The sequence below is a fragment of the Azohydromonas australica DSM 1124 genome (assembly GCF_000430725.1).
Classification (GTDB): domain Bacteria; phylum Pseudomonadota; class Gammaproteobacteria; order Burkholderiales; family Burkholderiaceae_C; genus Azohydromonas; species Azohydromonas australica.
In genome coordinates this window covers 20,828-33,240 of the sequence record NZ_KE387206.1, presented here as the reverse complement: position 1 = coordinate 33,240, position 12,413 = coordinate 20,828, and the positions used below count along the sequence as shown (strand labels likewise).

The 12,413-nt window shown below is 69.8% G+C and carries 10 protein-coding genes; 2 read left to right on the top strand and 8 right to left on the bottom strand.

Annotated elements, in window-relative coordinates; all coding sequences use genetic code 11:
• Positions 1-7: 7 nt before the first annotated feature.
• The 6 genes from wecB to H537_RS0125965 form a co-directional block, all read right to left on the bottom strand.
• Positions 8-1,135: a non-hydrolyzing UDP-N-acetylglucosamine 2-epimerase gene (gene wecB / locus H537_RS0125990; protein WP_029000190.1), complete on the bottom strand. Its 1,128-nt coding sequence runs from the start codon at positions 1,133-1,135 to the stop codon at positions 8-10.
• Positions 1,135-2,190 carry an XrtA/PEP-CTERM system-associated ATPase gene (locus H537_RS0125985; protein ID WP_029000189.1) on the bottom strand — a complete coding sequence of 352 codons (1,056 nt, stop codon included), beginning with the start codon at positions 2,188-2,190 and terminating at the stop codon, positions 1,135-1,137. The genes wecB and H537_RS0125985 overlap by 1 nt, the downstream gene beginning before the upstream one ends.
• Positions 2,191-2,199: 9 nt before the next feature.
• Positions 2,200-3,777, bottom strand: coding sequence for a TIGR03016 family PEP-CTERM system-associated outer membrane protein (locus H537_RS0125980; protein ID WP_029000188.1), 1,578 nt, complete (start codon positions 3,775-3,777; stop codon positions 2,200-2,202).
• Positions 3,778-3,807: 30 nt separating this feature from the next.
• Positions 3,808-5,058 (bottom strand): XrtA-associated tyrosine autokinase, encoded by a 1,251-nt coding sequence (locus tag H537_RS56580; RefSeq protein WP_051243270.1) that lies wholly within the window; start codon positions 5,056-5,058, stop codon positions 3,808-3,810.
• Between the two features lie 4 nt (positions 5,059-5,062).
• Positions 5,063-6,634 carry an XrtA system polysaccharide chain length determinant gene (locus H537_RS0125970; RefSeq protein ID WP_029000187.1) on the bottom strand — a complete coding sequence of 524 codons (1,572 nt, stop codon included), beginning with the start codon at positions 6,632-6,634 and terminating at the stop codon, positions 5,063-5,065.
• Positions 6,635-6,711: 77 nt separating this feature from the next.
• Positions 6,712-7,278, bottom strand: a complete 567-nt coding sequence (locus H537_RS0125965) for an XrtA/PEP-CTERM system exopolysaccharide export protein (RefSeq protein WP_375136338.1) — start codon at positions 7,276-7,278, stop codon at positions 6,712-6,714.
• Positions 7,279-7,407: 129 nt separating this feature from the next.
• Here H537_RS0125965 and H537_RS53395 point away from each other — a divergent pair, with 129 nt between their 5' ends.
• A complete protein-coding gene (locus H537_RS53395; RefSeq protein WP_156901943.1) occupies positions 7,408-7,581 on the top strand; it encodes a hypothetical protein in 174 nt (57 codons plus the stop codon).
• 319 nt (positions 7,582-7,900) lie between these two features.
• Positions 7,901-8,908 (top strand): NAD-dependent epimerase, encoded by a 1,008-nt coding sequence (locus tag H537_RS0125960; protein ID WP_029000185.1) that lies wholly within the window; start codon positions 7,901-7,903, stop codon positions 8,906-8,908.
• 36 nt (positions 8,909-8,944) lie between these two features.
• Here the strand turns inward: H537_RS0125960 and prsR are convergent, their stop codons facing one another.
• Positions 8,945-10,297, bottom strand: coding sequence for a PEP-CTERM-box response regulator transcription factor (prsR, locus tag H537_RS0125955; RefSeq protein WP_029000184.1), 1,353 nt, complete (start codon positions 10,295-10,297; stop codon positions 8,945-8,947).
• Positions 10,294-12,366 carry an XrtA/PEP-CTERM system histidine kinase PrsK gene (prsK, locus tag H537_RS0125950; RefSeq protein WP_029000183.1) on the bottom strand — a complete coding sequence of 691 codons (2,073 nt, stop codon included), beginning with the start codon at positions 12,364-12,366 and terminating at the stop codon, positions 10,294-10,296. The genes prsR and prsK overlap by 4 nt, the downstream gene beginning before the upstream one ends.
• Positions 12,367-12,413: the final 47 nt, after the last annotated feature.

Below are 12,413 nucleotides of genomic sequence, written 5' to 3'. Positions count from 1 at the left end.
TTATCGGTCAGGACGCGCGGTTCCTGAGCCACTGCCACAGGTCGGCGGCGATGCGCTCGGCGGCATGGCCGTCCCACAGCTCGGGCACGCGCCCGCGCTTGCCCTGCCCGGACAGCACCTGCTCCACGCTCTGCAGGATGGCCTGGCGGTCGCGGCCCACCAGCGTGTTGGTGCCCTGCTCCACCGTGATGGGGCGCTCGGTGTTCTCGCGCAGCGTCAGGCACGGCACGCCCAGCGCGGTGCTCTCCTCCTGCAGCCCGCCGGAGTCGGTCAGCATCAGCGTGGCGCGGCTCATGAGGCCCAGCATCTCCAGGTAGCCCTGCGGCGGCAGCAGCGCGGTGCGGCGCGCGTCCAGCAGCGCATCCAGGCCGAAGCGCTCGATGTTGCCCCGCGTGCGCGGATGCAGCGCGAACACCAGCGGCAGCTTCTGCGCCACCTCGCCCAGCGTGCGCAGCAGCGCTTCGAGCGTGGCTGGGTCGTCGACGTTGGAGGGCCGGTGCATCGTCACCACGCCGTAGCCCAGCGCCAGCAGCGCCGGATCCAGGCCGTGCGCGGCCAGCGTCTGCGCCGGGTCGCGCGCGGCCTCGCGGCTGGACAGCAGCGAGTCGATCATGACGTTGCCGGTAAAGCACACGCGCTCGGCCGCGACGCCCTCGCGCGCCAGGTTGTCGGCCGCGCTGCGCTCAGTGGTGTAGAGCCGGTCGGCCACCTGGTCGGTGAGCACGCGGTTGATCTCCTCGGGCATCAGGCGGTCGCCGCTGCGCAGCCCCGCCTCCACATGCACCACCGGCACGTGCTTCTTCACCGCTACCAGCGTGCACGCCAGCGTGGAGTTGACGTCGCCCACCACGATCACGCAGCTGGGATGGTGCTCGTCGAGCAGCGGCTCGAAGCGGCGCATGACCTCGGCGGTCTGCACCGCGTGGCTGCCCGAGCCCACTTCCAGGTTGATGTCCGGGCGCGGCAGCTTCAGGTCGCGGAAGAGCTGGTCGCTCATCTGCTCGTCGTAGTGCTGGCCGGTGTGAACCAGCAGCACCGGGATGGGCGGCTCGTGCGCGGCCAGCGCGCGCAGGATGGGGGCCATCTTCATGAAGTTGGGCCGCGCACCCACCACGCACAACACCGGACCGTTCATCATGTTTCGTTCTCCTTGGGCTCATGGGCGCCGTCCGCTCCCGCGGCGCCCAGCAGGCGCTGCAGCAGCGCCAGCGTCTGCAAATTGATGTGCTCCAGCCGCAGCAGGCTCTGCTCCAGCCGCTGCAGCCGGTCGTCGTTGTGCTGCTCGATCAGCCGCGACACCTCGTGCGCCGCGGGCCGGCCCTGCAGCAGCAGCGGCATGTCCTCGGGCAGCACCGCGGCGGTGCCGTTGGGCAGCGCGGCCTCGCTGGCGAGCTCGCCGATTACCTGCTCGACGTGGTCCAGCGTCAGCCGCGTGCTGCCGCTGAGGTAGCCCAGCAGCAGCAGCCGGTCGCACAGCGCGTTGATGCGCCGCGGGATGCCGCCGCTGGCCTGGTGCACGCGCTCGAACACGCCTTGCTCGAACTCGGGCTTGCCCGGCGTGGCGCCGGCGCACTGCAGCCGGTGCTCGATGTAGTGCTGCGTGTCCTCCAGGTCCATCGGGCCGATGTGGCAGGTCGCGGCCACGCGCTGGCGGAACTGCTCCATCTCCGGGCGCTGCAGGATGCGGCGGAACTCGGGCTGCCCCAGCAGGAAGCTCTGCAGCAGCGAGTGGTTGCCGAGCTGGTAGTTGGAGAGCATGCGCAGCTCCTCGACCGCGCGCATGGTCAGGTTCTGCGCCTCGTCCACGATCAGCAGGCAGCGCTTGCCCTCCTGGGCCACGCTCAGCAGGAACGCTTCCAGCGCGATGAGCAGCTCCGACTTGGGCACGTCCTTGACGCGCAGCCCGAAGGCCGCGCCCACCATGCGCAGCGTGTCTTCGGCGTCGAGCTGCGTCGTCACGAGCTGGCCCACCACCACCTGCTTGTGGTTGATGCTTTCGAGCAGCCCGCGCAGCACGGTGGTCTTGCCCGCGCCGATCTCGCCGGTGATGACGATGAAGCCCTCGTTGCGCATCACGCCGTAGTCCAGGTAGGCCTTGGCGCGGCGGTGCTGCTTGCTGGCGAAGTAGAAGGCCGGGTCAGGATTGAGCTGGAACGGCTTGCAGCCCAGCCCGTAGAAGTCTTCGTACATGTTCGATGCTCAGAAGGTCGTCGCCAACGTACCCACCAGGGCCGACTCGCTGTAGGGCGCGGAGGGGCTGGTGAAGCGCGAATGCCGGCCCAGCAGGGAGAACTTGGCGCGCGTGTTGAGCTGCGTGGACCATGCGGCCGTCATCGTGCGCAGCCGGGTTTCGAGCTCACCGCCGGAAGTCTCGCGCTGCGTGAGACCCAGCGAGAGCGTGGACAGGGCCGTGAGCCGGTGCGCCAGCGTGAGCGAATAGCCGCGCTGCTGGATGTTGCTGAAGGAGGAGAACACGTCGCTGCCGGCCACCACGGTGCTGATGCGGCGGCCGTCGCTTTGCTGCAGCGTGAAGGTGATGGTGTCGCGCTGCAGCAGCCAGGCGAAGGAGAGCTGCTGCTGACGGCTCACGGTCACGCCCGAGCTCAGGAACGCCTGCAGCACCTCGGGATTGGCGGTGATGTTGTACTGGCTGAGGTAGTCCCTCACCAGCGCATCGCGTTCGGCCGGGTTCGTCACGCTGGAGGGAATCGACTTGTCGAGCACGTTGTACCAAGTGCCCTCCGTGACCGTGCTCGGCTGCCCCACCCCGTTGGAGAGGCTGCGCACGTCGGTGTAGGACAGCACCGCGCGCGGCAGCCGGTAGAAGAAGCTGACGTTGTGCGCGTTGCCGAAGAAGCGCCGCTCCACCTCGGCGTTGAGCCGCGCACGCTCGCTGGGCACCCAGTTCAGGCGCAGGCCGTAGTTCGTGCGGTTCTGCTTGGTGCTGGAGGCGATGTCGGTGGACTCCCAGCCGGCGATCACGCCGGTGCTGAGCTCGGGGTTGATGCGGTAGTCCAGCACGCCGCGCACGGTGTCCTGCGCGGTGCTGCGCCCGCTGCTGAAGCTGCGCGCGATGTGCGAGGCCTGCAGCGACCAGCGCAGCGCCGTGAGCGCCTCGCCGTTGCCCAGGCGCGCCTGCGTGGTCGTGGACGAGAAGCTCGGGGCGTTGGCGGACGTGGAGTGGCTGGTCTGGTAGCCCAGGCTCGCATCCCACTGCGCCACGTCGCCGAGCCGGCCCTGCACGCGCGGCGTCAGGTTCAGGGTACGCACCTCGGTGCGGTTGCGGCGGCCGACCTGGTCGTCGGTGGACTGGGCGTCCAGCGGGTTGATCGATTGCTGCGAGATCACGGCCTGCGCGTCAAGGTAGGCATGCCGCTCCAGCAACTCGGCCGTGGCATTGCTCGCGAGCGCGTTGCGCAGGTCGGTGCTGTTGTCGCGCAGGTAGGTCAGCGTATTGAGCGAGTAGTCCACGAAGCCCCGCACGCGACCGGCACGGCTGACCCAGCGCAACCCGGGCGACAGCCGCGTGATGGCATCGGCGCGCTTGTCCGTATCGCTCAGGTCCACGTTGTTGGTGAAGGTCTGCATCACGCTCATGCGCAGCTCCAGCGGCGGCTGGGTGTTGGCCGCGCTGCCCCCGCCCTGCGTGTCCTGCTGAGCCTGCTGGGCCTGCTGGGCCTGCTGCATCGCCTGCTGCGCCCAGGCGGGCACCGCCGCCAACGTCAGCAGCCCCAGCGCGGGCCAGGCCGCGCGGCACGGTGTCCAGGGGTGCCTCATCGGCACGGGCTCCCGCGGCGCGTGCGCGCCTCAGCCCGGTTGCTGCTGAGCCTGCTCTTGTCCGTAGCCATAGCCATAGCCGTACTTGTATCCGGTTGAGTAGGTATCGAACTTGGAGCTGCGGGCCTGGTTGAGCACCAGCAGCTTGACGGGACAGAACTCGATGGTGCCCAGCGCAGCCTGCACGTCCGACTGGCTGGTGTGTCCGGCGCGCACCACCATGACGATCTGGCCCATGTGGCTGGCCAGGGCGCGGGCCTCGGTGGTCAGCAGCAGCGGCGGCGAGTCGAAGATGATGATGCGGTCGTCGTAGCGCTGCGCGACTTCCTGCAGCAGCGACTGCATGCCGTCGCTGGCGAGCACCTCGGTGGCGCGGTCGTGCAGCGTGCCGGCGGACAGCAGCGTGAGCTTGTCGATGTTGGTGCGCAGCAGCACCTCGGGCATGGTGGCGCGCCCTTCGAGCACGTCCAGCAGTCCGGGCCCCGGCGCCAGGCCCAGCGTCTTGAGCACCGAGGGCCGGCCGACGTCGGCGTCCACCAGCATCACCGTGGTGTCGAGCTCGGCGGCGATGCTCAGCGCCAAGTTCACCGCCGTGAAGGTCTTGCCCTCGCCCGGCAGCGCGCTGGTGACCATGATGCGGTTGCCGTGCGCCACCGGCGCGGCGCCCTTGCCCAGCGCGTTGGCGATCAGCGGACGCTTGATGACGCGGTACTGGTCGGCAATGCGGCTACGCGGCGCACCGGGCGTGACGAAGTTGGCCGCCGCCAGCCGCTGCAGGTCCAGCTCCACGCGGCGCGAGGTCGCCGCCATGGAACGCGGGGGCGCCGCCATGCCCATGCCATGGCCGTACATGGGCGGCTGGTAGCCGTAGTCGGGCTGGAAGCCGGCGCCCGCCTGGGACGGCGCCTCGTACGGGAAGCCCGCGGACAGCGGCGGCCGCGGCTCGGAGGGATGGAGCTCCGGCCCGTAGCTGGAAGCGAAGGGCGCGGACGGCTGCGGCTGGAACGGCGGGGGAAGCTCGGGCTGGAACGGCGGCGGCAGCTCCGGCGAGAGCTCCGGCGGCAGCGGCGGCACGTAGGCCGGGGGCAGCTCGGCGCGGAAGTCGGGCGGCACGCCGGGCTGGAAGGGCAGCGCCGGCAGCTCGGCCGGCGGTACCGGCAGGGCGTCGCGCTGCGGCGGCGGCACCGCCGCCTCGACGCCGGCGTCGGCCGGCGCCGGCGCCAGGCCCGAGTTGCGCAGCTGCGCCAGTCTCGCGGCGGCTTGTTCGATCAGGGTGCTCATGGCATCATTTCATGGACTTGAGCGCGGTCAGCGCCATGGCCGCCATCATCAGCAGCACCAGGCTGCCCAGGGCGCCAAGGAAGCGCAGGCGATCGACGCGCTCCTGGCGTATCTGCGCGTCCGTTAGCACCAGCGTGACCACGCCCAGCAGCGGCAGCTCCAGCTTCCGGCGCAGCTCGCCGCCCTGGTAGAAGACCGGGCGCAGGCGGCTCAGGGCGAAGGTCACGGCCACGCCCAGGCCCAGCGCCGCCACCAGCACCACCGGCAGCAGCATCAGCCGGTTGGGCGCGGAGGGCTTGGAAGGCACGCGCGGCGGGTCCACGAGGCGGAACTCGGCCACGCCCGCGTCCTCGAGCTGTCCGGAGATGGTGGCCGACTCGCGCCGGGACACGAGCATCTCGTAGTTCTTCTTGTGGATGTCGTAGTCGCGGTTGAGCTGCGCGGCCTCGGCCTCCAGCGCCGGCGCGCTCTTGAGCGCCTCGCGCGCGGTGGCGTAGCGGGCGGTGTACTCCTCCACGCGCGCGCGCAGCGAGGCCACCTGCACCTCGCTGGTGGCCAGCAGCCGCGTGATCTCCTGGTAGGCCAGGTTGGTGTTGCCGCTGCCGCTGAGCACCGCGCCGCTGGAGGCCGTGCGCCGCAGCTCCTCCACCTCGCGCTTCTTCTGCTCCTCCAGCTCCTTGAGCAGCCGCCGCGTCGCCAGCACCTCCGGGTGCTGGTCCGTGAAGCGCTGCAGCAGCCCGTCGAGGTGGCGGCGCTGCGCGTCCAGGCGCGCGTCGATCTCGGGCGTGGACACGGCCGCCGGCGTGTCCGACGCCGCACCCGCCGCCGGGGCCGGGCCGCTCAGGTTCCGCACGCCCGCCAGCTGCGCGCGGGCCGCGTCGCGCGCGGTCTCTGCTTCGCGCAGCTGCAGCCTGGCATCCTCCAGCTGCGAGCTCATGCCGCCCAGCCGCGAGGTGATGTCCTTGCCGTCGCCGGACTGCAGCTCGATGTTGCGCAGCCGGAATTCCTTGAGCCGCGACTCGGCCTCCTCCAGCTTGGAGCGGTAGGTCTTGATCTGCTCGTCCAGGAACTGCTTGGCGGAGTTGGTGTCCTGGCGGCTGGCGCCCAGGCTCGACTCCACGAAGATCGACACCAGCGACTGGATCACGCGGCGCGCCTTCTCCGGGTTGGAGTCCAGGTAGCTCAGCGTGTAGAAGTTGTCGCGCCCCACGCTCTTGATCGAGAGCTTGTGGGTCAGCGACTCGATCAGCGCCTCCTGCTCGGCGCTGGTGGCGCTCTTGAGATCGAGGTTGGCCATGTGGATGAGCTTTTCCACGTTGGGCCGGCTGATGAGCGTGCGGCTGAGCATCTGCAGCTGCTGGTCCACGTTGGGCTGCACGGCAAGGCCGGACATGAGCGGACGCAGGATGGACTGGGTATCGACGTAGATGCGCGCCGAGGCTTCGTAGCGGTCGGGCATGCGCCACACCACCACACCGCCGATCACCGCCACGATCCAGGCCACGATGAGCCCGTGCCAGCGGAAGCGCCACATGCCGCGCGCAATACCAGACAGCTGCTCAAGCAGCTCTTCCATCAGGATTCCTTCCAAGACTCCGTTGGGGCCCGCTCACCCGGGCCCCGGCCGCCGCGACAGTCCTGCGCTGCCGGCGGTCAGAAATAACTCTGGGGGATGATCAGGATGTCGCCAGGGCGCATCTCGACGTTGGCCGAGATGTCTCCCCGGTTGATCAGGTCCTTCAGACGCACCGAGTACTGCTTGTTGCCCTCGGAGGTGCGCAGGATCGTGGCGCTGTTGCCGGCGGCGAAGTCCGTGAGGCCGCCCACGGCGATCATCACGTCCAGCAGCGTCATCTTCTGCTTGTAGGGCAGGAACTGCGGCTTGGCCGCCTGGCCCACCACGCGCACCTGCTCGCTGTAGGGCCCGACGAAGCCGGTGACGATCACCGTCACCACCGGGTCGCGCACGTACTTGCCCAGCGCCTGCTCCAGCTCGCGCGCGAGCTGCTGCGGGTTCTTGCCCTGGGCCACCAGCTCGTCCACCAGCGGCGTGGCGAGCTTGCCGTCCGGGCGCACCGGCACCTGCATCGACAGCTCGGGGTTGCGCGAAACGATGATGTTGAGCGAATCGCCCGGGCCAATGATGTAGGAATAGTCGTCGCTGGCAGCCAGCGGCGGCGCCGGCGGAAAGTCCGGCGTGCTGGAACAGGCCCCCAGCAACGCCAGCACGACAGCGGCCAACAGGCCGCGACCAGAACGCGCGCTCAGATTCGAAATCGTGTTCAAGCTCTCCTCCCGTCCGTGCCGCCAACCATCCATGGACCCTCGCCCACGGATACCGTGATCCAAATGACGCTGATCAGCGTCATCATTCAGAAGACCAGCAATTTCTACAATTTTGCAAGATTTATCAGTGACAAATACGTGCATCGCCCCAGGCAACGCCCTAAATGGGTGGCTGAGGGCCGTAAAGCTGGCAACTTTGCACAGCGCCCCAGACTGGAATTGAATCTTCGTGGCTGACCCGACGGATTCAAGTGGCATCTGCTGAAGCTGGATGCCAAACTGCGCCATGTGAGAATTCACTGCGCTGGATACGAAATGCACTAGCAAAACGTGCAAGTCCTGCGCAGCCTAAAGCCCTGGCGCCGGTCTGTGTGAGGGCCATGGCCGCTGGAGCGGCGCTGGCGTGCAATGCGGCACGAAGCCGCCGCGGGTGTGGCGCGCGCCGCATGCGGCGCCGAGTCCGGCCGGACGTTGACTCAGCTCAAATAACACCGCGCTTGCGCAGGGACCGTTGACGGCCGCGGGCAAGCATTCCGTTCGAATTCCTGGGGAAAGTATGAAGGTACTGGTCACCGGCGCTGCCGGCTTCATTGGCATGGCCACGGTGCTGCGGCTGCTGGAGCGTGGCGACGAGGTCGTGGGCGTGGACAACCTCAACGATTACTACGACGTCAACCTGAAGCTGGCCCGGCTGCAGCAGCTCCAGCCGCACGCGGGCTTTCGCTTCCTCAAGCTCGACATTGCCGACCGCGCCGGCATGGAAACGCTGTTCAAGGCCGAGCGCTTCGACCGCGTGGTGCACCTGGCGGCGCAGGCCGGCGTGCGCTACTCGCTGCTCAACCCCAACGCCTACGTCGACAGCAACCTCGTGGGCTTCGTCAACGTGCTCGAAGGCTGCCGCCACACGCAGGTGCAGCACCTGGTCTACGCCTCCAGCTCAAGCGTCTACGGCGGCAACGTGAAGATGCCCTTCTCCGAGTCCGACGGCGTGGACCATCCGGTGAGCTTGTACGCGGCGACCAAGAAGGCCAACGAGCTCATGGCCCACACCTACAGCCACCTCTACAAGCTGCCGACCACCGGGCTGCGCTTCTTCACGGTGTACGGCCCCTGGGGCCGGCCCGACATGGCGCCCATCCTCTTCACCAAGGCCATCCTGGAGAACCGCCCCATCGACGTGTTCAACCAGGGCCGGATGCGGCGCGATTTCACCTACGTGGACGACATCGTCGAGGGCGTGATCCGGGTGCTGGACCGCGCCGCCACGCCCGACGAGGGCTTCGATCCGCACGCGCCCGATCCCGGCCGCAGCCACGCGCCCTACCGCGTCGTCAACATCGGCAACAACGAGCCCGTGTCGCTGATGGAGTTCATCGAGTGCATCGAGCAGGCCCTGGGGCGCCAAGCCGACAAGCGCATGCTGCCGATGCAGAACGGCGACGTGCCGGCCACCTACGCCGACGTGGACGCGCTCAAGGCCTGGGTGGACTTCGCGCCGCGCACGGGCATCCGCGAAGGCGTGGCGCGCTTCGTCGCCTGGTACCGCGCCCACTACGGCGTCTGAGCCCGCGCGCCGGCCACGCGCGGCCGGCCCGCTCCCTCAGCGCCCGACCTTGATGCCCAGGCGGTTGATCAGGTCGTACAGCGTGGGACGGCTCACGCCCAGCAGCTCCGCCGCCCGGGCCAGGTTGCCGTCGCAGCGCGCCAGCGCCGTCACCGCCGCGGCGCGCTCGGCGCGGTCGCGCACGGTGCGCAGGTCCAGCACCTCGGGCTCCCCGGCGCCGGGCAGGCCCAGGTCCTCCGCCGTAACCACCTGGCCGTCGGCCATGATCGAGGCGCGGCGCACCACGTTGATGAGCTCGCGCACGTTGCCCGGCCAGGCATGGGCCTCGATGGCGCTCAGCGCCTCGTCCGTGAAGCGCAGCGTGCGGCGCTGCTCCTCGGCGAAGCGGCGCAGGAAGGCATGCGCCAGCAGCACCGCGTCGCCGCGGCGCTGGCGCAGCGGCGGGATCTGCACCACGATCTCCGAGAGCCGGTAGTACAGGTCCTCGCGGAAGCGGCCCTCGCCGATAAGCGCCTGCAGGTCCTGGTGCGTCGCGCAGACGATGCGCGTGTCGATGGGAATCTCCTGGCGCCCGCCCAGGCGCTCGATGGTGCGCTCCTGCAGGAAGCGCAGCAGCTTGGCCTGCAGCGGGAGCGGCAGGTCGCCGATCTCGTCGAGCATCAGCGTGCCGCCATGGGCGGTCTCGATGCGGCCCACGGTGGTCTTGGTGGCGCCGGTGAAGGCGCCGCGCTCGAAGCCGAAGAGCTCGCTCTCCAGCAGCGTATCGGGAATGGCCGCGCAGTTGATGGCCACGAAGCGGCCGCTGCGCTTGGACGCCTCGTGCAGCGCCTGCGCCAGCACCTCCTTGCCGGTGCCGCTCTCGCCCAGCAGCATCACCGAGGCGTTGCTGGGGGCCACGCGCTCGATGGTGCGGCAGATGCGCAGCAGCCCCTCGTCGCGCGTGAGCACGCCGTGCGTGGCGTCGCTCTGGCTGAGCGCGCGCAGCCGCGCGTTCTCCGCCTGCAGCGCGTAGAGGCGGTAGGCGCGCTCCACGATCAGCCCCAGCACGTCCGGGTCGAAGGGCTTCTCCAGGAAGTCGTAGGCGCCGAGCTCGATGGCGCGCAGCGCATTGGAGCGGCCGTTCTGCCCGGTGATGACGATGACCTTGACCAGCGGGTCGATCTCCAGCAGCTGGTCCAGCAGCCTGAAGCCCTCGGACACCGAGTCCGGGTCCGGCGGCAGGCCCAGGTCCATCGTCACTACCGCTGGGCGGTGGCGGCGGCACTGGCGCAGCGCGCTCTCGCGGTCGCCCGCCTCAACGCTGGCATAGCCGTCCAGCGACCACTTGATCTGCTTTTGCAGCGCTACATCGTCCTCGACGATGAGCAGCGGGGGATTGGATGTCGTCATGCGGCACCAGCCATGAACGCGTCGGCGGGACGCTCGGTTTCGAACAGGGGGATCTGCATTGTGACCACCGTGCCGCGCCCGGGCTCGCTGTGCACCGAGATGCTGCCGCCGAGCTCCCGGAGATATTGCGCACTCTCGTAGGCCCCGATGCCCATACCGCCGGACTTGGTCGTGTTGAAGGGCTTGAAGAGACGATTGGCGATGAAGTCCGCCGACATGCCGCAGCCGTCGTCGCCGACGGTGACGCACGCCTGCCCCACGGCGCGCTCCACGCGCAGCCACACGCGCTTGTCCGCGGGCGTGGCGTCCAGGGCGTTCTGCACCACGTGGCCCACCACGCGCTCCAGCCGCTGCTCGTGGCCGCGCGCCTTCACCGGCTGCAGCACCTCCACGTCCAGCGTGCGACCGCGCGATTGCGCGCCGTGCTGCAGCCGCTGCGCCAGCGCGGCCAGGTCCACGCCGTGGCGCCCGCTGGCCGGGGCCTCGCCCTCGCGCAGCTGCAGCATGAGCTGGCGCATCTTCTCCAGCGCGTTGTCCACCGTGGCCAGCATGTCCTGCTGGAACTCCGGGTTGTGCTGCAGCCGCTTGGCGTTCTTCATCATCAGCGACAGCTGCGTCACGATGTTCTTGAGGTCGTGCACCACGAAGGCCGACATGCGGTTGAAGGCCTCGAACTTGCGCGCCTCCAGCAGCGCCTCGGCCGCGCGCATGCGCGCCAGGAAGATGCCGGCCTGGCGTCCGCCGGTCTTGAGCAGGTCGCGCACCTCCCAGTTCAACGGCAGCGGCGTGCGCGGATGCGCCAGCACCACGAAGCCGATGAGCTCGTGCGCCACCGGCAGCGGCACCACCGCCCAGGCCGTGGCATCTGAAGCCAGCCATGCCGGCATCGCCAGGCCGTCGTAGCGCTCCGGGCTCTCGCGCAGCTCCTGCACGTTCACCAGCCAGTCGCGCTCGCGCATGAAGTTGACGAAGGCGGAATCGGCCGCCTCGCGCGCCGACACGCGCGGGCTGTTCCAGTGCGCGGCCGCGACGAAGTGCGTGCCGTCGGCCGCTGCGGTCCACAGCGTGCCGCCCGGGCTCTCCACCATGTTGGCCAGCGCGCGCACCACCTGGCTGCCGAACTCGCCGTCGTCGGAGTTACCTGACAGCGCCACCGTGAAGCGCAGCCACTCGGTGCGGTAGTCGTAGTGGTAGCGGAAGAAATGCTTGCCCACGAACACGCGCAGGTGCGCCCGCACCGCGCCCGAGCTCAGCGCCAGCGCCAGCGCCGCCAGCGCCGCCACGCCGAAGCCCACCTGCAGCGCCTGGCCCCAGTCGCCGCCGAACTCGCGCACGTAGTAGCCGGCGCCGGAGATGATCAGCAGGTAGCTGCCCACCAGCAGCAGCGTCAGCGTGTGAAACGCCATCTGGTGCGACAGCTGCAGCGGGCGCGAGCGCAGCGCATGGCGGCGCAGCGCCACCATCAGCGCGGGTACCGCCAGCGAGTGCACCGCCGCGCGCACCACCAGCGTGTGCGGCTCGGACTGGCCGAACAGCACGCCGTGGGAGTGCAGGTACAGGTCGAACGCGAACACGCAGCCCAGGCCGATGCACATCGGCTTGGCCGCCCACAGCAGGTCCTCGGGCGCGTTGCGGTAGAGCTGCTCCAGCAGCAGCAGCCCCAGCACCGGCAGCCCCAGGGCCACGCCGGAAGCCAGGTTCGGCAGCGGCTGCCCGGCCAGCGCCAGCAGCGGCAGCAGCGCCGCCAGCAGCACCAGCACGCGCGCGAGCTCGCGCAGCCAGCGCCGCGGCTGCACCATCAGCACCAGCAGCGTGAACCACGCGCCGTAGCGCGCCGCGTCCAGCACCAGGGCCGCGCCGATCCAGCCCGGTTGCGGGCGCAGCTGTGTCACCAGCGCCACGCCGGCCCAGGCCGCCGTGCACAGCAGCGCGGCGCGCAGTGCGCGCGCCACCGGCGTGCCGCGCTCGGCCGCGGCCGCCGCCCGCTCCAGTCCCGCACCCAGCCACAGATGCGCGACGGCGGCCAGTGCGTAGCTCCCGATCGCGGCCTGTCCGAAGCTCAAGGCCACGGCGGTGCCGTCCTGGCGAACGCGGCGCGCATGGCGGGAATGCGCCG

Excerpts from the sequence above, each read along its gene's own strand:
- wecB (WP_029000190.1), bottom strand. The coding sequence starts at position 1,135 with ATGAACGGTCCGGTGTTGTGCGTGGTGGGTGCGCGGCCCAACTTCATG.
- H537_RS0125985 (WP_029000189.1), bottom strand. The coding sequence starts at position 2,190 with ATGTACGAAGACTTCTACGGGCTGGGCTGCAAGCCGTTCCAGCTCAAT.
- H537_RS0125980 (WP_029000188.1), bottom strand. The coding sequence starts at position 3,777 with ATGAGGCACCCCTGGACACCGTGCCGCGCGGCCTGGCCCGCGCTGGGG.
- H537_RS56580 (WP_051243270.1), bottom strand. The coding sequence starts at position 5,058 with ATGAGCACCCTGATCGAACAAGCCGCCGCGAGACTGGCGCAGCTGCGC.
- H537_RS0125970 (WP_029000187.1), bottom strand. The coding sequence starts at position 6,634 with ATGGAAGAGCTGCTTGAGCAGCTGTCTGGTATTGCGCGCGGCATGTGG.
- H537_RS53395 (WP_156901943.1), top strand. The coding sequence starts at position 7,408 with ATGACGCTGATCAGCGTCATCATTCAGAAGACCAGCAATTTCTACAAT.
- H537_RS0125960 (WP_029000185.1), top strand. The coding sequence starts at position 7,901 with ATGAAGGTACTGGTCACCGGCGCTGCCGGCTTCATTGGCATGGCCACG.
- prsR (WP_029000184.1), bottom strand. The coding sequence starts at position 10,297 with ATGACGACATCCAATCCCCCGCTGCTCATCGTCGAGGACGATGTAGCG.